17 protein-coding genes are annotated in these 17591 nt (G+C 66.3%); 10 read left to right on the plus strand and 7 right to left on the minus strand.

The features are described from left to right. Positions 1-406 precede the first annotated feature (406 nt). The 10 genes from EJC49_RS16035 to EJC49_RS16080 all read left to right on the plus strand — a co-directional run bounded on the left by EJC49_RS16035 (position 407) and on the right by EJC49_RS16080 (position 11219). Positions 407-748: an STAS domain-containing protein gene (locus tag EJC49_RS16035; protein WP_126700949.1), complete on the plus strand. Its 342-nt coding sequence runs from the start codon at positions 407-409 to the stop codon at positions 746-748. Beyond that, positions 745-1113 carry a response regulator gene (locus EJC49_RS16040; protein ID WP_126700950.1) on the plus strand — a complete coding sequence of 123 codons (369 nt, stop codon included), beginning with the start codon at positions 745-747 and terminating at the stop codon, positions 1111-1113. Before EJC49_RS16035 ends, EJC49_RS16040 begins: the two co-directional genes overlap by 4 nt. Then, a complete protein-coding gene (locus EJC49_RS16045) occupies positions 1110-3152 on the plus strand; it encodes a chemotaxis protein CheA (RefSeq protein WP_126700951.1) in 2043 nt (680 codons plus the stop codon). Before EJC49_RS16040 ends, EJC49_RS16045 begins: the two co-directional genes overlap by 4 nt. Then, a complete protein-coding gene (locus EJC49_RS16050; protein WP_245453423.1) occupies positions 3149-3616 on the plus strand; it encodes a chemotaxis protein CheW in 468 nt (155 codons plus the stop codon). Before EJC49_RS16045 ends, EJC49_RS16050 begins: the two co-directional genes overlap by 4 nt. Positions 3617-3642: 26 nt before the next feature. Then, positions 3643-5376: a methyl-accepting chemotaxis protein gene (locus tag EJC49_RS16055; protein WP_126700952.1), complete on the plus strand. Its 1734-nt coding sequence runs from the start codon at positions 3643-3645 to the stop codon at positions 5374-5376. A gap of 14 nt (positions 5377-5390) precedes the next feature. Next, positions 5391-5864, plus strand: a complete 474-nt coding sequence (locus tag EJC49_RS16060) for a chemotaxis protein CheW (protein WP_126700953.1) — start codon at positions 5391-5393, stop codon at positions 5862-5864. Positions 5865-5926: 62 nt separating this feature from the next. After that, the gene (locus EJC49_RS16065) at positions 5927-6787 is read left to right on the plus strand and encodes a CheR family methyltransferase (protein ID WP_126700954.1); all 861 of its coding nucleotides are present in this window, start codon (positions 5927-5929) and stop codon (positions 6785-6787) included. Positions 6788-6795: 8 nt separating this feature from the next. Next, entirely contained in the window at positions 6796-7944 is a 1149-nt protein-coding gene (locus EJC49_RS16070) for a protein-glutamate methylesterase/protein-glutamine glutaminase (protein ID WP_126700955.1), read from the plus strand. Then, positions 7941-9638 carry a coiled-coil domain-containing protein gene (locus EJC49_RS16075; protein WP_126700956.1) on the plus strand — a complete coding sequence of 566 codons (1698 nt, stop codon included), beginning with the start codon at positions 7941-7943 and terminating at the stop codon, positions 9636-9638. Before EJC49_RS16070 ends, EJC49_RS16075 begins: the two co-directional genes overlap by 4 nt. A 114-nt stretch (positions 9639-9752) precedes the next feature. Beyond that, positions 9753-11219 (plus strand): sigma-54-dependent transcriptional regulator, encoded by a 1467-nt coding sequence (locus EJC49_RS16080; protein ID WP_126700957.1) that lies wholly within the window; start codon positions 9753-9755, stop codon positions 11217-11219. A gap of 5 nt (positions 11220-11224) precedes the next feature. Here EJC49_RS16080 and hpxZ read toward each other — a convergent pair whose 3' ends face one another. From hpxZ to EJC49_RS16115, 7 genes are all read right to left on the minus strand, one after another. Beyond that, positions 11225-11608 carry an oxalurate catabolism protein HpxZ gene (gene hpxZ, locus EJC49_RS16085; RefSeq protein WP_126700958.1) on the minus strand — a complete coding sequence of 128 codons (384 nt, stop codon included), beginning with the start codon at positions 11606-11608 and terminating at the stop codon, positions 11225-11227. A gap of 3 nt (positions 11609-11611) precedes the next feature. Continuing rightward, positions 11612-12385, minus strand: a complete 774-nt coding sequence (locus tag EJC49_RS16090) for a 5-formyltetrahydrofolate cyclo-ligase (RefSeq protein ID WP_126700959.1) — start codon at positions 12383-12385, stop codon at positions 11612-11614. Further along, positions 12378-13058 (minus strand): cysteine hydrolase family protein, encoded by a 681-nt coding sequence (locus EJC49_RS16095; protein WP_126700960.1) that lies wholly within the window; start codon positions 13056-13058, stop codon positions 12378-12380. The genes EJC49_RS16090 and EJC49_RS16095 overlap by 8 nt, the downstream gene beginning before the upstream one ends. A gap of 214 nt (positions 13059-13272) precedes the next feature. Further along, a complete protein-coding gene (locus EJC49_RS16100; protein WP_210211811.1) occupies positions 13273-14814 on the minus strand; it encodes an ABC transporter ATP-binding protein in 1542 nt (513 codons plus the stop codon). Between the two features lie 8 nt (positions 14815-14822). Then, positions 14823-15545, minus strand: a complete 723-nt coding sequence (gene biuH, locus EJC49_RS16105; protein ID WP_126700961.1) for a biuret amidohydrolase — start codon at positions 15543-15545, stop codon at positions 14823-14825. A 10-nt stretch (positions 15546-15555) separates the two neighbouring features. Further along, entirely contained in the window at positions 15556-16476 is a 921-nt protein-coding gene (locus tag EJC49_RS16110; protein WP_210211810.1) for an ABC transporter permease, read from the minus strand. After that, positions 16473-17582 carry an ABC transporter permease gene (locus tag EJC49_RS16115; protein WP_126700962.1) on the minus strand — a complete coding sequence of 370 codons (1110 nt, stop codon included), beginning with the start codon at positions 17580-17582 and terminating at the stop codon, positions 16473-16475. The genes EJC49_RS16110 and EJC49_RS16115 overlap by 4 nt, the downstream gene beginning before the upstream one ends. Positions 17583-17591 lie beyond the last annotated feature (9 nt).

Raw genomic sequence — 17591 nt, forward strand, 5'->3', positions numbered from 1 at the left:
CTGCCGTTGGTCTTGGCGGAGTCGTTCCACATTCCGGTGCGATGCACAATTCGTATTGCCCGCACGGAGCCCGATTCCCCGATCTTTCGGGTTTTGCCGGCGCATGGTCCCCGTCGGTCGCTGCCGCAGCCACCAGGGCTGCTGCCCACTATGGATCGAACCGCGGCGCGTTGAGCTGACGGGACCGGACCCGCTTCGGCCCATGATTGTCATTCTGCGAGGGCCGCTTTGCAAACTGCAATGCCCCCGCGGCGCGTTTTGCGAAATCTGGCCCGGCCTGCGCCTGAGAGACGTCACGCTCCTTTGATATCATTGAGTTTTTCAGACTGGCACGGACGTTGCTACCCCTTGGCATGACGGCGCGAGCTTGTGCGCCCGTACCGCGAAAGATGAGAGACGATCCAGGATGCAAGCCCAACGAACCATTTGCTGGAAAGGCCACCTCACCATCCGAGAGGGCGCGCGCTCTGCCCGCGACTTTCTCGAGGCACTGTCCACCGGCACCGAAGTGACTGTGGATACGAGCGAACTTCGATCGGTGGACGTCAGCCACCTTCAGATTCTGGTCGCCGCGCATAATTTCGCGCGCTGCCTCGGCAAATCGCTGGCGGTCGTGGCGCCGCCCGGCGGCTCGCTCGACATGGCCATGCGCAGCACCGGCCTCTCCGACCCGCTCGACGCCCGCCTCGTCCACCATGATGGCGCCTGGGCAGGCATTGCCTTCAACGGGGAAAGGGAAGCGGCATGAGCAAGACGATCCTCACGATCGACGACTCCTCCTCGGTGCGCCAGATGGTCAGCCTCACGCTCGCCTCGGCGGGCTACGCCGTCATCGAGGCGGTGGACGGAAGCGATGGCTACGACAAGGCCACCACCGCTCCGGTCGACGCGATCCTCACCGACCTGAACATGCCGGGCATGAACGGTCTCGACTTCGTCCGCAAGTACCGCACGCACCCTTCCAGCCGCGGTGTTCCGATCGTGTTCCTGACCACCGAGTCCGACGACGGCTTCAAGCAGCAGGCCAAGGCGGCCGGCGCCACCGGCTGGATCGTCAAGCCATTTCGTCAGGACCAGTTGCTGGCCGTCGTCAAGAAGGTCGCCGGCGCATGACCATGACGGACGCAAACGAAACCTTCCGCACGGAAGCGGCAGAGCTTCTCGAAACGCTCCAGGCCGGACTGATGGAGCTGAAGCAGAGGCCGGCCGATCTCGGGCTGGTCGACAGCGTCTTCCGCGCGCTCCACACCATCAAGGGCTCCGGGGCGATGTTCGGGTATACCGCCGCCGCCACCTTCGTCCACGAATTCGAAACCGTCTTCGACGGGGTTCGCAAAGGCAGGACCCCGGCGAGCCCCGCCCTGATCCGCATCGCGCTTGGCGCATGCGACCACATTCACGCGCTGATCCAGTCACCTGACGCCAGCACCGCCGGTGGAGAGCCGATCCTCGCCGCGCTGCGCCAAGCGGTCGGCGACGGCGCCGACGAACCGGTCGATGCTGCCGTTGAACCATCCGCGTCGCATTCCGCTTCGGGCTGGAAGGTACGCTTTCGTCTCCCATCGGATTCGTTGGTCCTTGGGACCAACCCGGTGCTGCTGCTCGAGGAACTGTCGGCTTTTGGTTCATGCGACGTTCGCGCGCTCCTGGGCGGCGTTCCGGAACTCGGCGCCCTGGACCCCGAAGCCTCCTACCTCGGATGGGAAGTCACGTTGCGGGCCGACGTGCCACGCGAAAGCATCGAGGACGTCTTCATGTTCCTCTCCATGCCCAGCGAGGATCTGGTGATCGCGCCTCTCGATGCAGCCGGACAGGACACGACCGGCAGCCTCGACGACGGTGACGACGAGAACATCGACTCGGTGGGGAACGCCGTCCCCTCCAAACCACGCGGGGCGGCGACCGGGGCCGGAAGGAGCGATGGCGGGAATGGGGCCAGCCCCGCCCGCTCCTTCCGGATCGACAAGGCGGGCACGTCGTTGCGCGTGCCCGCCGACCGGCTGGACTCGCTGATGGATCGCGTCGGCGAACTGGTCATCGCCCAGGCACGGCTCAGCCAGCTCGCCTCGACCTCCACGGACCAGAACCTGAAATCCGTCGCCGAGGACATGGAGCGGCTGAGCGCCAGCCTGCGCGATACCACGATGGGCATCCGCATGGTGCCGATCGGCTCGCTGTTCGGACGTTTCCGCCGCCTCGTGCACGACCTCTCACATGATCTCGGCAAGGAGATCGACTTCGTGACGCACGGCGAGGAAACCGAACTCGACAAGACCATGATCGAGCAGTTGGCCGACCCCCTGGTGCATCTGATCCGCAATGCCGCGGACCATGGTCTTGAAAGACCCGACGTGCGCCTCGCCAATGGAAAGTCCCCGACGGGCACGCTCCGGCTCTCGGCCGTCTATGCCGGGGCGGAAGTCGCCATCTCCATCGCCGACGATGGCGCCGGGCTGGATGCCGAGCGCATCCGGGCCAAGGCGGCGGAAGCGGGCCTGATCGCCGCCGACCAGCCGATCACGGAACCGGAACTGTTCCAGTTGGTCTTCCATCCAGGCTTCTCGACCGCCAGGGAAGTCACCGCGCTGTCGGGCCGGGGCGTCGGCATGGACGTGGTCAAGAAGACCATCGAGGGCCTGCGCGGGAGCATCGAGATCGCCAGCACGCGCGGCCAGGCCACGACCGTGACGTTGCGCCTGCCGTTGACGCTGGCCATCATCGACGGCCTGCTCGTGCGCGTCGGCGATGGCCGCTACACGATCCCGCTTGCCGCCGTGGAGGAGTGCGTCGAACTTCCGCCGGAAGCCGACATCGCCTCGAAGGGCCGCAGCTTCCTCAATGTTCGCGGCGCGCTCGTGCCGTTCCTGCGGCTTCGCGACCTCTTCGGCACCGACGTACCCGCCGACCTCCATCCCAAGGTGGTGATCGTCTCGTCCGGCGAAACCCGGGTCGGCCTGGTCGTCGACCAGATCATCGGCAACAACCAGACCGTCATCAAGCAGCTTTCGACGCTGCATGCCGGCCTGAAGAACTTCTCCGGCGCCACGATCCTCGGCGACGGCTCCGTCGCCCTCATCCTCGACGTGCTCAACCTCGTCGGATCCGGACAGGACAGCGACGAGAGCGCAAGATCCATCGGGAGGGCAGCATGAACGCCACAGCCACGACACGCACGGCCATGCGCGCTCTCACGATGCGGCTCGACGACGAGATTTTGGCCATCGAAGCCGAAAGCGTCCGTGAGATCCTCGAAGTGGTGCCGATCACCCGCGTTCCGAATGCACCGGAAGCCGTCTTCGGCCTCATCAACGTGCGCGGCAGCGTCGTGCCGCTCTGCGATTTCCGGGTCCTCTTCAAGATGGATCGTCGGGACCCGACCGAAGACACCCGCATCGTCGTCGTCGACGTTCAGCTGAACGGCGAACGCCTCGTCGCCGGGCTGCTCGCCGACAAGGTGCACGAAGTCGTCGACCTCGACGACTCGGCGCGTGAGCCCGTCCCGCGCGTCGGCATGCGCTGGCCGCCGGACTTCATTCGCGGCATCAACCGGCACAACGATGCCTTCGTCATCATCCCCAACGTCGAGACAATTTTCGCAACTCTCGCCGCGGCCTGACCGCCATTCAAGGAAAGACCCACAAGATGTCAAAGACCGAGACCAAGAAGCGTGGCGCACTGAAGTCGATCGCCGCAAAGATCATCCTCATTCAGTCCGTTTCCTTCCTGGCGATCGCCGCGGTCGGCAGCGCCGGGTACTACGGCCTCAACGAGATGCACGACAAGATCGTAACGATCTATGTCGACCGCGTCTTGCCCATGCAACAGCTCAAGGACATGTCGGATTCCTACGGCATCACGATCCCGACCGGAGCGGTGAACCTGAAGAACCGGGCTGCGGATTGGGGATCAGTCCAGGCCACCATCGCCGACGCCCGGGCGCTGATCAAGAAGGACTGGGATGCCTATCTGCAGACCTTACTTACCGAAAACGAAAGCGTGATCGTCGAGCGTCTGAAGCCGCATCTCGCGACAGCCGATGCGGCGATCGACAAGCTCGACCGCATCATCGTGGCGCGCGACGCCGTCGCTCTCGAGGCGTTCATAGCCAACGATCTCTATCCGGCCGTGGAACCGGCATTGAGGGAAATCGTCGAGCTGAGCGCCTATCAGAACCAGACGGTCGAACGGCTGATGGGCATGTCGGAGGATCTCTTCAAGATGCTCTCCACGCTGATGATCGCGCTCGGCATCGGCTCCACCCTGGCAGCGCTCGGCCTCTCCGCATTCTTCACCCGCAGCGTCAGGCGCAACCTGGGCTCCGCCGTCACGCTCGCCAATGCCGTGGCCGCGGGCAATCTGGCCGCCAGGGCGGACGTTCGTTCGAACGACGAGATCCGCGATCTGGTCGATGCGCTGAACGAGATGACTGCCAAGCTGCGTTCTGTCGTCGGCGAGGTCACCACGGCCGCCCGCAACGTCTCCTCCGGCTCCGAAGAGATGTCGGCAACGGCCGAACAGCTTTCGCAGGGCGCAACCGAACAGGCGTCGTCGACCGAGGAAGCATCCTCCTCGATGGAAGAGATGGCGTCCACGATCAAGCAGAGCGCCGACAATGCTTCGCAGACGGAGAGGATCGCCCGCCAGTCCGCCGCCGATGCACTGGCCAGCGGCGAAGCCGTCAGCAAGGCCGTGGATGCGATGCAGACCATCGCCACCAAGATCATGGTCGTGCAGGAGATTGCGCGCCAGACCGACCTGCTGGCTCTCAATGCGGCCGTCGAAGCGGCCAGGGCCGGCGAACATGGCCGCGGCTTCGCGGTGGTGGCGTCGGAGGTGCGCAAGCTGGCCGAGCGCAGCCAGGCAGCAGCCGCCGAGATTTCCACCCTGTCAGGCGACACGGTCAAGGCGGCGCAGTCGGCCGGCGAAATGCTGAACCGTCTGGTGCCGGACATCCAGCGCACCGCCCAGCTCGTCGAGGAGATTTCGGCCGCGACGCGTGAACAGAATGCCGGCGCATCGCAGATCAACGCCGCGATCCAGCAGCTCGACAAGGTGACGCAGCAGAACACCGCCGCGGCCGAAGAGATGGCGGCCACCTCGGAGGAACTGGCGAGCCAGGCCGAGCAGCTTCAGTCATCGATCGCCTATTTCCGGATCGACGAGGCCAACGCAGCGAAGCAGGCCGATCGGCCCGTCACCAAGCCGGCGTCCATGCCGCGGACGGCCTCCACCGAAGACCGCGACCTGCGGGAGGCGATTGCCGCACGCGCGCCGCATCTGGCATCCCGACGCCAGCAGAAGGGCGGGTTCAATCTGGAGCTCGACGCGGGCGGCGATGCCCTCGATGCCGAGTTCACTCGCCGCAACGCTGCCTGACGGGAGCCAGGACCATGTCCGGAACATCCCAGTTCGTCACTCTCGGCGCGGCGGAGGAAATCTATGCCGCGCCCGTGGAAAAGGTCCAGGAGATCCTGGAATTGAGGCCGATATCACGGTTGCCCAACGCGCCCTCCAATCTGCTCGGCATGATCGACGTGCGCAGCGAAGGCATTCCCGTGCTCGACCTTCGCGCCACGCTCGGCCTGCCCCTGTCTAGGGATGACGAGAACACCCGCATCGTCGTGTTGCGGTTCAAGGCCGACGGCCGAGATCTGACGCTGGCGCTGAAGACCGACAGGGTCTTCGAGGTGACCGTGCTCGACGACGATACGCTCTCCCCGCCGCCGCCGACCGGGCGACGCTGGGACAGCCGCGTCATCGCGGGCATAGGACGGCGCAACGGCGCCTTCGTCACGGTGCTCGATCTCGACCGCCTGCTTTCGTTCGCGGACGTCGATGGTCAGGGCGCGCCACTCGCCAACTGAAGCGTAAAAGGTCAGGGCCTCAGGCCCGGCAGCCGGAGACCATGATGCTTGCACGAAAGCAAATGCCCGAGATCGAAACGGGCACCGCGCAAAGCCTGTCGGACAAGGAGTTCGAGCGGCTGGCTACCTTCATCGGCGACAAGGTCGGCATCAGGCTGCCGCCCACGAAACGGCTGATGGTGGAAGGTCGCCTGCGCAAGCGCCTGCGCGCTCTGAACATTCCCGACATGCAGACCTATTGTCGGCTGGTGATCGAGACCCACACGCTGGATGCGGAAGTGACGCATCTGATCGACGTCATCACGACCAACAAGACGGACTTCTTCCGGGAGGTCGAGCACTTCGACCTGATGCGAAGCCGGCTGGTGCCGGCGCTGCTCGCCGAACGGGCGAAGGAACGCATGCCGCTCCTGAAGATCTGGAGCGCTGCCGCATCGACCGGCGCCGAAGCTTACACCGCGGCCATGGTCCTGCACGACATGACCACGAAGCGGAACACGTTCCGCTTCGCCATTCTTGGCACCGACATCTCCACGGCGGTGCTCGAACAGGCGCGGTCGGGCATCTACCCCGCCGACATGATGGCGCCGGTTCCGAAGGACCTGCGCGCCCGCTACGTCATGGAGCCGGTCCGCAAGACCCTTCGTCCGGATGTGAGGATCGTTCCGGAACTGCGCCGTCTCGCCTCGTTCGAGCGGCTCAACCTGATGGACGAGACTTATCCCTTTGACCGGGACGTCGACATCATCCTGGTGAGGAACGTGCTGATCTACTTCGAGAAGGAAGACCAGAGTGCCGTCGTGAAGCGCCTGGTCGGGCATCTGCGGCCGCGCGGCTACATCCTGCTCGGCCATTCGGAGTCGATGGTGGGCAACATGCCCGGCCTGGCGCAGGTCGCGCCCGCCGTATTCCAGAAAATCTGAGGCCAACCATGCGTGACGGCATTTCCGGGACAAGCCGCGTCAGCGACAGGATCCGCGTCCTGATCGTCGACGATTCCGCGTCCGTGCGCCAGGCTCTGAGCGACATCATCAACGCCGATCCGGACCTGGAAGTGATGGCGACCGCGGCCGATCCCTATATCGCGGCGGAGCGTATCCGGGCGGAAGTGCCCGACGTCATCTTCCTCGACATCGAGTTGCCGCGCATGGATGGACTGACTTTCCTGCGCAAGATCATGTCGCAACGTCCGCTGCCGGTCGTCGTCTGTTCCAGCCTCGCCCAGGAGGGGTCGGAGGCCTTCATGCAGGCGCTCGAGGCAGGCGCCGTCGAAGTGGTGATGAAGCCGCGGATGGACGCGGCCAATTATCTGCACGAATCGCGCATGCGCATTTGCGATGCCGCCAAGGCAGCCGCCCATGCGCGGCTTCGCAGTATCCGCAGGCCAGCGCCGACCCTGACGGTCGAACCCAAACTCAAGGCAGACGCGATCATTCCGCCGCTCTCGGCTGGACGGCTGGCCGCCCTCCGCGCCACGCTGCCCCAGACAGACCCGATCATCTGCATCGGCGCGTCCACGGGCGGAACCGAAGCGCTGCGGACCGTGCTGGAAGGCCTCCCCGCCTCTTGCCCGCCGGTGTTGATCGTCCAGCACATGCCCGAAAAGTTCACCGGCACCTTCGCCCGCCGGCTGAACGCGCTCTGCCAGCCAGAGGTGAAGGAAGCCGAGCAGGGCGACTCCGTGATCCGCGGTCGCGCCCTGATTGCGCCAGGCAACCGGCACATGCTCCTGCGCCGGACCGGGCGCCGCTACGTGGTCGACATCGTGGAAGGGCCTCACGTCTCGCGCCACCGTCCCTCGGTCGACGTGCTGTTCCGGTCCACTGCCCATAACGCCGGAGCAAACGCCCTTGGCGTCATCCTCACCGGCATGGGCGATGACGGCGCCGCCGGCCTGCTCGAAATGCGCGCCATGGGCAGTTTCACGATCGCGCAGGACGAGGACAGCTGCATCGTCTACGGCATGCCGAAGGAAGCGGTGGATCGCGGGGCCGTTTCGACGGTATTGCCGCTCGATGCAATTGCCACCGAGATCATCAAGCGGACGCGCGACCGCGAAGCCCTGAAGGTCGTCCGATGACCGCGCGCGCAAGTTCCGTCGAACCGGCCTTCGCGACGGTTCTGAGCGACCTCGCCGAAAAGCGCGCGTCGATCGACGCTGCCGTGTCGAGCGCTGGAAACCGGCTCATGCGGTGCGTCGGCGACATGAACCGGAACTCGGCGCTGTTCGAGGCGCTGCCGCGCGAGATCCGAAGCGTCGAGATGGATCAGGCCTGCCGCGACATCTCGTCGATCGGCGACCGGGCCCAGGAGATCACCTCCGCCTTCGGACGCGAGCGCGAGACGATGGACGAGCTTTGGCGCGCCCTTGCCGCATCGGTCTCGCCGATCGCGGACCTGCAGCGCAGCGTCAAGATGATCGGTATCCTGTCGGTAAATGCCCGCGTCGTCGCAGCCGAGCTCGGCCAGGTCGAGGGTTTCGAGGTTTTCACCGTCGACATCGATCGCCTGTCTCGCGAAGCCGGAGTGACGGTCAGCCGTTTCTCCGACCTGTTCGGCCGGCTGCGTGGCGACCTGCGGGCGGTCATCGAGAAGCGCCAGACCTTCGAGACTGCTCATTCCGCCACGCTGACCGGCCTTGGGGACAAGCTGGCCATGCATCTGGAACGGGTCGAGGACCGGCGACGGTCGGCCGCCGACATGGGGCAGCGCACGGGCGAGACGGTCCGGCAGATTTCGGCCCGCATCGGTTCGGTCGTGCTGTCGCTGCAGTCGGGCGACCGCATGCGTCAGCGCATCGAACACGTCGAACAAGCTCTCTCAGCCGGACACTCGGCGGGGATGGACCCCGGTCATGCGACGGGCCTGCCCGGCAGGCACGTCCTGGCGATCGCCGGTCTCCAGGCCGACCAGCTCCAGGCTGCCGTCGACGAGTACGACGCGGAGATGGCTTCGGCCGAGGACGCGCTTGCAGGTCTTGCCCGCGACGCCCTCGACATGGTCCGTTCGGCGGCAGCGCTGACGGGCAAGTCGAAGGGCGCTCAAGACGGTCCCATCGCGGCGCTCGCGAAGGAGTTGCATCAGGCGATCTCCCTGCTTCGGCGCTGCGCGACCGAGCGGACGCATCTCGATGCCCTTGCGGAAAGGATGGCGAGCGCCGTCGCCGAACTCCTCGCCCATGTCGAGGTCGTGCAGAACGTCGAGGCGGAGATGCGCATCCTGAGCCTCAACGCGACCGTGAAATGCGCCCAGCTCGGCAGCCGGGGTCGTGCACTCAACGTCGTCGCCCAGCAGTTGCGCGACCTGACGATGGAAACCGTGGCCTCGGCCGAGGCGGCCGTGGAGGCGCTGCGCGCCTGTGCGGGCGTGACGGCCCGGATCCGGGCCGACGCGAGCGGCGATCTTGCGCGCGAGATCGTGGGGATCGAAGCCGCCGCGCAATCGGCCGTCGAACGGATCGCCGGCATCGAGCAACGAACCAGCGAAGCAGTCCAGACACTGGAGACGGAAGGACCCGACATGGCAAGAACCCTCAAAGAAGCTGCGGCCGACATCAAGGCCGGCCGCGTATGCGCTGCGGAACTCGCCGACCAGGCGAACCGTCTTGCCAGCCCGGACGACGATCACGTGCCGATGGAGGGCGATGAACTCGTCGCTGCCTTGCTCGAGACGCTGGACCTGCTTCGCAAGGGCTACACGATGGAAGACGAGCGTCGCATTCACGACGCCTTCACGGCGAGGGTCGCCGAGAAGCGGGCAGGCATGGACAGGTGACGGTGCAGCGGCGGCTTTCGGCCAGGCGACACCTGCCGTTTCGCCGATCCTTAAGAGATACCGGATATAACCCGCTCGACATGGCCGCGATGGCATGCAGGGCGGGGAAGACAGATGCAGTTTCAGGCTGCGGGCGACAAAGACGTGTCCAAGGAACGGCGACCGAGCGTCCTCGTGGTCGAGGACACGCCCTCGCTGTCGGCCACCTACCGCGCCATCCTCGAGAAGCAGAACTTCGCCGTGGAAACCGCGGCGACCGGTGCCGAGGCGCTTGAACGACTGGCACACGGCGCCTTCGATGCGCTCGTACTCGACGTGCGGCTGCCGGACATGACCGGGCTCGACGTGCTCGATGCGTTGCGCGAACGCGGCGACGAAACGGAAGCGGTGGTCATCACCGCCGACGGGTCCATCAATCTCGCCGTCGATGCCATGCGCCGGGGTGCCTTCGACTTCATCGTCAAGCCGCTCAACGCGCATCGGCTCGCGGTTACCGTCTCCAATGCCACGGAGCGGGCCCGACTGAAGGCCGAGGTCTCCACCCTCAGGCGCGAACTCGGTGACGAATCCGGCTTCTGCCAGTTCATCGGCCGTTCCGCGGCGATGCAGACCGTCTACCGCATCATCCGCAACGCTGGTCCGTCGAACGCCACGGTGTTCGTCCTCGGCGAGAGCGGCACCGGCAAGGAACTGTGCGCGGATGCGGTGCACCGCTCATCGAAGCGCGCGTCCGGGCCGTTCGTGACGCTGAACTGCGCAGCCATTCCCAAGGATTTGCTCGAAAGCGAGATTTTCGGGCACGTCCGCGGCGCGTTCTCCGGCGCCACCGCCGACCGCAAGGGCGCCGCCCTGTCGGCCGACGGCGGCACGCTGTTCCTCGACGAGATCTGCGAGATGGACATCGCCCTCCAGTCCAAGCTCTTGCGTTTCCTGCAGAACAAGGAGGTGCAGCGTCTCGGGGAAGACAAGGTCCAGCGCTGCGACGTGCGCATCGTCTGCGCGTCCAACCGCGACCCGCTGGCCGAGGTTCAAGCGGGGCGCTTTCGCGAAGACCTCTACTATCGCCTGCACGTGATCCCGATCGAGCTGCCGCCGCTCCGCGAGCGTGGTGAGGATATCGTCGAACTGGCGGAATGGTTCCTCGCCCGCTTCTCCAGGGAAGAAGGCAAGGCGTTCAATGCCTTGTCGGCCGATGCTCTGGCGGCGATGCGGCACCACTCCTGGCCGGGCAACGTGCGGCAGCTGGAAAACCTGATGCGCCGGCTGGTCGTGCTGAACGACGGCCACACGATCGAGCTCCACATGCTGCCGGCCGACATCCGGGCTTCTGCGGCCACGGCCACGCCCGGCGTCCATGGTCCCGCCGCGGATGCACGCCGTCCTTTGGCCTCGACGCCATCGCTGGCCGCCGCCGTTGACGCACCACCGGTCGTCGGGCCGCTCGAAGCGACCATCCGCGAAGCGATCGAACGCGCGATCACGGCCAGCGGCGGGTCGATTCCCAAGGCAGCACAGATGCTGGACGTCAGCCCCTCGACGCTCTACCGCCGCATCGAGGCGTGGGAGAGCGCGGCGCAGTAGCGCCCTCAGAGCCCGCTCTCCGCCATCATCGACACATGCGCGGCCGCCACCTTCCAGCCGTCGGCGGTGCGCACCCAGCTCTGCATCTGCCGTCCGACCTCGCCCGGGAAATCGTCGCGGTGGAAGAGGGTCGACGCGATGGCGAAGTCCTTGCCGTAGGTGGTGATGACGGTGCGCGACAGCGTCCGTTCGAAAGGGGCCTGCGCCTTGCGGAAGGCGCGGATCTCCTCGAAACCGTGCTGCACCTCGGCCACGCCGTAGCGGATCGTCTGGTCCGACGGCAGGAACATCGCCTCAAGCGTGGCATTGTCGTTGGCCAGCAACGCCGTCTCGTAGGCCTCGAAGATGGCGGTCGCCTCAGCCAGCGTGTGCGGATCGTTGACGATCATCCCTCAGCCTTCCTGCCGGCGCGCCAGCATCCGGTCGCGCAGCCGCCCGAGAAACGGGATCGTGTCGAACTGGTCGGGCCTGACCATCTCCCAGGTCACGCCGGCCGGGCGCGGCATGTCGTTGCGCGTCTCGATCAGCTCGGCCTCGGTGGCGATGAAGTCGAGCGGGCTGTCATGCGGCTCGATCACCACGACGTCGTCCGGTACCAGCTGCAGCGAATGAACCGTGGTGGCGATTGGCGTCGCATCGCCGACCATGCCGAGTTCGCGAAAGATGCCGGTCTCGAGGTCGGCGAAGCCGGCGCCCTTGCCGGTGCGCCCTCCCCCGCGTCCGACGGCCACCGAGCCGACCACGCAGAAGTCGAGCGGCTCGACATCCTCGAACTCGATGCGCTCGCCATGCTGCATGAAGCCTTGCGCGGTCGCCGCGAGTTCGAACGAGACGCCGTCGGCCAGGAGCCGCTTGGGGTCCAGCCTCAGATAGGGGAAGTCGTGCGTCAGGTAGGGCACGGGCGTATAGACCGTCTTGCCCTCGTAGAGCGCGCGGATGCGGATCGGGATCTGCGGATGGTCGGGATTGGTCTTCACCGTGCGCGCCGCCTTCCACGCATCGGTCTGCGAAAGCCGCCAGGCGGCGATGTCGGCGCCGACGAAGTTCGGGATCATGCTCCAGGCGGGTCCGACGGCGACGCCGTGCTCTTCAAGCACGCGCCAGACGTCGTGGCGCACGATGTCCTTGGCCGTGTTGCGCCCGGCCCAGCGTCCCTGCTCAGCCATGCACCAGCTCCCGCGCGAAGGCCGTTTCGAGGTCCTGGAGCCTGGCGGCCCAGCCGACGATGCCGCCTTGCGCGACGATCATCTCGATCGCCGACGCCTTGAACTCGGGAAAGTAGCTCTCCGTCGCCTCCTCGATCAGCAGGCATTCGTAGCCGCGATCATTGGCCTCGCGCATCGATGTCTGGACGCAGACTTCGGTCGTGACGCCTGCAAAGACGAGCTGCGTGATGCCCTTCGCCGACAGCGTTTCATGCAGGTCGGTGGCCCAGAACATGCCCTTGCCGGGCTTGTCGATCACCATTTCGCCGGGCAGCGGCGCAAGCTCCGGGACGATCTGGTTGCCCGGCTCGCCGGCGATCAGAATGCGGCCCATCGCGCCCTCGTCGCCGATCCTCAGCCCCGGAGTGCCACGCAGCCGCTTCGCGGGCGGGCAGTCGGAGAGATCGGGCCTGTGCGCCTCGCGCGTGTGCAGAACCGGCAGCTTCTGACCGCGAAACAGCGACAGCAGCGCCGCCACCGAGGGAATGATCGCGGTCAGTCGCGACACGTCGTTGCCGAGCACGGCGCCGAAGCCGCCCGGTTCGATGAAGTCGCGCTGCATGTCGATCACGACCAGCGCAACGTGCGCCGGGTCGAGGCTGAATGCGTAGGGGCGGGCGGAGACGGTGATCACGTGCGATACTCTCCTTGATGGCTGTGAATTGCAGCTGTCGCGGATGAGAGTACCCCCACCCCTGACCCCACCCCACAAGGGGGAGGGGGAGCGAGATGCGACATCGCCGACCGAAAGGTCTCGTCGGTTCGGTCGAACCGTGGGCTGCTGTGTCCCCCTCCCCCTTGTGGGGAGGGGTCAGGGGTGGGGGTAAAGGCCGCGCGCAAACCCATCCTCAGTGCCCCGCCATGTGCTGGCCGATGGTGTTGCGGTCTGTCTCGCCGATTGGCGACACGTAGCTGATCGTGCCGCCCGACATCACCGCCACCCGGTCGGAAAGTTCGAGGATCTCGTCGAGGTCCTCCGAGACCAGAAGCACCGCCGCGCCCCGGTTTCGCTGTTCCATGATCTGGCTGCGGATCTCCGCCACGGAGGCGAAGTCGAGCCCGAAGCAGGGGTTGGCGACGATCAGCACGTCCACTTCACCGGAGAGCTCGCGCGCCAGCACTGCACGCTGGACGTTTCCGCCCGACAAGGCCTCGATCGGCGAGTCGGGCGAGGTGGTCTTCACCCGATAGCGGCTGATCAACTCCTCCGCCTTGCGCCGCATCGGCCCCGGCGACAGCCACCAGCCGAGGCTCGTCATCGGCGGCTTGTCGAAGGCGCGGAATGCCATGTTCTCGGCCACGCTCATGCGCGGCACCGTGGCGTTTTTCAACGGCTCTTCGGGAAGACCGAACACCTTGAACCGGTCGAAGTCCGACCGCTTCGGCTCGAAGGCCTTGCCGTGGATGAAGATACCGCCGTCAGAGAGCGGCCGCTGGCCGGCCAGCGCCTCCACCAGTGCGCTCTGGCCGTTGCCCGAAACCCCGGCGATGCCGACGATCTCGCCCGATCGGATCTTCAGATTGACCCGGTCGATCGCCAGCCGCCCTTCCTCGTCCTCGGCACAGAGGCCGGCGAGTTCGAGCACGGCGGCGCGATCATTGTGCATGACCCGCTCAGCCCGCTCGCGCACCTCCGTGTCGCCGATCATCATGCTGCTCATTTCGGCGACGGTAGCCGTGCGCGCATCGCCCGAGCCGGTCAGTCGGCCACGCCGCAGCACGGTGAAGGAATCGCAAAAAGCCTTCACCTCCCGGAACTTGTGGGAGATCATCAGGACGGTGATTTCGCCCCGCGCGGCCATCTCGCCGAGCAGGCCCAGAACCTCGTCGGCCTCGCCCGGCGTCAGCACCGAGGTCGGCTCGTCGAGGATCAGGAAGCGCTGGTCGAGATAGAGCAGCTTCAGGATCTCGAGCTTCTGCTTCTCGCCCGCCGACAACGTCGACACCTGCCTGTCGAGCGGCACCTGGAAGGGCATGCGCGCCATGAAGGCTTCGAGCTTCGGCATCTCGGCCTTCCAGTCGATGATCGTGGGCGCATCGGCCCGCGAGATGACGAGGTTTTCGGCCGCCGTCAGGCAGGGCACCAGCGTGAAGTGCTGGTAGACCATCCCGATGCCGAGATCGCGCGCGTCGCGCGGGCTCTTCACGTCGACCTCTCGGCCGTCGAGCAGCACCGCACCTCGGTCGGCGGCGTAGAAGCCCATGATGCATTTCACCAGCGTCGACTTGCCTGCGCCATTCTCGCCGAGCAGCGCGTGGAACGAGCCGGCCTCGACCCTGATCGACACGCCGTCCAGCGCCACCAGCGGCCCGAAGATCTTGGTCATGCCCGCCGTCTCCAGCGACGGCGCGCGTTTCGCGGTCGGCGCGGTCGCCGTGTCGGCGATCATCTGGGCGCTCATGGCAGCGCCTCCAGGAAGGTCGCCGAGGTCGCCACCGCGCCGAACACGCCGCCCTGCATCTTGATCATGTCGATCGCCGCGAGATGGTTCTCGACCTTGGTCGCCGCGCAGCAATCCTCGAGCAGCAGGCACTCGTAGCCGCGGTCGTTGGCGTCGCGCATGGTGGTGTGGACGCACACGTCGGTGGTCACGCCGGCGAACACGATGTTGCGGATGCGCCGCGTCTGGAGCACGAGGTCGAAGTCGGTGGCGAGGAACGTTCCCTTGCCCGGCTTGTCGATGATCGCCTCGCCGGGTTCGGGCTGCAATTCGGGGATGATCTCCCAGCCCGGCTCGCCGCGCACCAGGATTCGGCCGCACGGTCCCTGGTCGCCGATGCCCGCACCGATGCGCTGCGAGCGCCAGCGCTTGTTGGCCGGCAGGTCGGAGAGATCCGGCTTGTGGCCCTCTCTGGTATGAATGACGAAGTAGCCCTTGGCCCGCATCGCCGCCAGCACGGTCTGGATCGGCCCGATCGGCTTGCGCGTCAGGGAAATGTCGTAACCCATTGAATCGACGTATCCTCCCGGTGCACAGAAGTCCGTCTGCATGTCGATGACGACGAGCGCGGTGTTATGCGGCCCGATGTCACCGTCGTACGGCCAGGGATAGGGATCGGACGCCACCGTCACGGCGCCCGGCACGCGGGCATTCTCGACGCGTTCATCGACAAGGCTCATGGTCTGGTCCTCACTTGACGATCGACAGTTCGCCGGGCGCTTCGCGCGCCGCGCCCTTGGAGCGGGCCGAGGCGATCATGATGAAAAGGGTCAGGATGTAGGGGGCGGCGTTGAAGAAGTAGTAGCCCTGGCTGATGCCGATCGACTGCAGCGAAGGGCCGATGGCGCCGGCCGCCCCGAACAGAAGCGCGGCGAAGACGCAGCGCACCGGATCCCAGCGCGCGAAAATGACCAGTGCGACCGCCATCAACCCCTGGCCCGACGACAGCCCCTCGTTCCAGCTGCCGGGATAGAAGAGCGACAGGAACGCCCCACCGACGCCGGCCAGAAACCCGCCTGCCGCGGTCGCGAGCAGTCGCACGAGGTCGACCGAAACGCCCATGGCCTTGGCAGAGGCTGCGCTGTCGCCGGTCATCCGCAGGATCAGGCCCCAGCGCATGTTGCGGAAGGCCCACCACAGGAACACCGCGAGCGCGATGCCGACGAAAAACAGGGGATTGACCTGGAGCGCCTGGGCGACGGAGGAATTTCCCGTCCAGTCACCGAGCGGAATGGCTTCCAGACGCGGCGCCGAAGGCTGGATGTAGGGCTTGCCGAAGAAGAAGGCGAGGCCAGTGCCGAAGCTCATGAAGGCGATACCGACAGCAATGTCGTTCACACGGGGCAGCTTGCAGATCCAGCCGTGCATGGCGCCCAGAACGAGGCCCGCGCAGCCGGCCATCAGGACGCCGAGCCATGGGCTGCCGGTGGTGTAGGAGCCGGCATAAGCGACCATGGCGCCGAGCACGAGATTGCCCTCGTGACCGAGGTTGATGCGGCCAGACTTCTCGGTCAGGCATTCGCCGAGCGCCACGAACATGAAGGGCGTGGAAACGCGGATCGCGCCGCCCACCATGGCGATCATCACGATGAAGAGATCGGCGCCCGTCATGTCCGGTCTCCCGTCGTCTTGGCTTGCAGGAAGGGGATGCGGCCGTAGAAGGTCTCGGACACCAGCAGCACCACGAAGATGATGCCCTGGAGCACCAGCACGGTCGCATCGGGCATGCCCATGCGCCGCTGGATCAGCCCACCCGATGCCGCGAGCGCGCCGAACATGATGGCGACGGGCACGACCGAGAGCGGGTTCTGGCGGGCCAGGAAGGCGACGAGGATGCCTGTGAAGCCGTAGCCGGCCACCAGCGAGGCATTGGCCTGGCCGTGCACGGCGGCAACCTCGTAGAAACCGGCGAGCCCGGCGCAGGCGCCCGCAATCGCACAACAGGCGACGACCAGGAAGCCGACCGGCAGCCCTTGCGCCTTGGCGGCTCGAACGTTGCCGCCGGTCATACGCGCGGCGAAGCCGAAGGTGGTGCGCGTCATCAGGATCCACAGCACCACGGCGAGGAGGAGCCCTGCCGCAAGCCCCCAGTGAACCGAGGTGCCGGGCATGGAGCCGACGCGATAGGCGTCGCCGATCGGCATGGTCGATGGCTTGTTGGCGGACGCGGGGTCGCGCAGCAGGCCTTCGACGAAGAAGTTCATGATGGCGACGGCGATGTAGGACAGGAGCAAGGACGAGATCGTTTCGTTGACGCCGCGATAGTGGCGGAGCCAGCCGGCGAACCCGATCCACGTCGCGCCAACGAGCATCGCCGACAGCGCCATGATCGGCAGCGTGAGAAATGGAGCAATTCCGCCGGTGACGAGCGGAATGGCGACGGCTGCGGCCGTGAAGCCGCCGAGCACCAGCGCGCCCTCCGCCCCGATCAGCGTCAGGCCGATGCGCGCCGGAATGGCGAAGGCAAGCCCGGTCAGGATCAGCGGCGCGCTGCGCTGCAAGGTGTTCTGGATGGAGAACGATGACCCGAACCCGCCTGTCCAGATCAGGCTGAAGAAGGTCGCCGGCGACTTGCCGAGCGCGATCAGAAAGACGGAGAAGAGCAGAGCGGAGGCGACCAGCGCGCCGATCGGGATGACCAGCGCCTCGACGACGCGCGCGGATTTCGGGCCGAGGCTGAAGGATCGCATGGCGGGTGGGGAGACGACGGCGGTCATGGCTCACTC

The organism is Aquibium carbonis, assembly GCF_003970795.1.
GTDB lineage: Bacteria > Pseudomonadota > Alphaproteobacteria > Rhizobiales > Rhizobiaceae > Aquibium > Aquibium carbonis.

Excerpts from the sequence above, each read along its gene's own strand:
- EJC49_RS16055 (WP_126700952.1), top strand. The coding sequence starts at position 3,643 with ATGTCAAAGACCGAGACCAAGAAGCGTGGCGCACTGAAGTCGATCGCC.
- EJC49_RS16075 (WP_126700956.1), top strand. The coding sequence starts at position 7,941 with ATGACCGCGCGCGCAAGTTCCGTCGAACCGGCCTTCGCGACGGTTCTG.
- EJC49_RS16065 (WP_126700954.1), top strand. The coding sequence starts at position 5,927 with ATGCCCGAGATCGAAACGGGCACCGCGCAAAGCCTGTCGGACAAGGAG.
- EJC49_RS16115 (WP_126700962.1), bottom strand. The coding sequence starts at position 17,582 with ATGACCGCCGTCGTCTCCCCACCCGCCATGCGATCCTTCAGCCTCGGC.
- EJC49_RS16100 (WP_210211811.1), bottom strand. The coding sequence starts at position 14,814 with ATGATCGCCGACACGGCGACCGCGCCGACCGCGAAACGCGCGCCGTCG.
- EJC49_RS16070 (WP_126700955.1), top strand. The coding sequence starts at position 6,796 with ATGCGTGACGGCATTTCCGGGACAAGCCGCGTCAGCGACAGGATCCGC.
- EJC49_RS16110 (WP_210211810.1), bottom strand. The coding sequence starts at position 16,476 with ATGACGGGCGCCGATCTCTTCATCGTGATGATCGCCATGGTGGGCGGC.
- EJC49_RS16045 (WP_126700951.1), top strand. The coding sequence starts at position 1,110 with ATGACCATGACGGACGCAAACGAAACCTTCCGCACGGAAGCGGCAGAG.
- hpxZ (WP_126700958.1), bottom strand. The coding sequence starts at position 11,608 with ATGATCGTCAACGATCCGCACACGCTGGCTGAGGCGACCGCCATCTTC.
- EJC49_RS16090 (WP_126700959.1), bottom strand. The coding sequence starts at position 12,385 with ATGGCTGAGCAGGGACGCTGGGCCGGGCGCAACACGGCCAAGGACATC.
- EJC49_RS16060 (WP_126700953.1), top strand. The coding sequence starts at position 5,391 with ATGTCCGGAACATCCCAGTTCGTCACTCTCGGCGCGGCGGAGGAAATC.
- EJC49_RS16035 (WP_126700949.1), top strand. The coding sequence starts at position 407 with ATGCAAGCCCAACGAACCATTTGCTGGAAAGGCCACCTCACCATCCGA.
- EJC49_RS16050 (WP_245453423.1), top strand. The coding sequence starts at position 3,149 with ATGAACGCCACAGCCACGACACGCACGGCCATGCGCGCTCTCACGATG.
- EJC49_RS16040 (WP_126700950.1), top strand. The coding sequence starts at position 745 with ATGAGCAAGACGATCCTCACGATCGACGACTCCTCCTCGGTGCGCCAG.
- biuH (WP_126700961.1), bottom strand. The coding sequence starts at position 15,545 with ATGAGCCTTGTCGATGAACGCGTCGAGAATGCCCGCGTGCCGGGCGCC.
- EJC49_RS16080 (WP_126700957.1), top strand. The coding sequence starts at position 9,753 with ATGCAGTTTCAGGCTGCGGGCGACAAAGACGTGTCCAAGGAACGGCGA.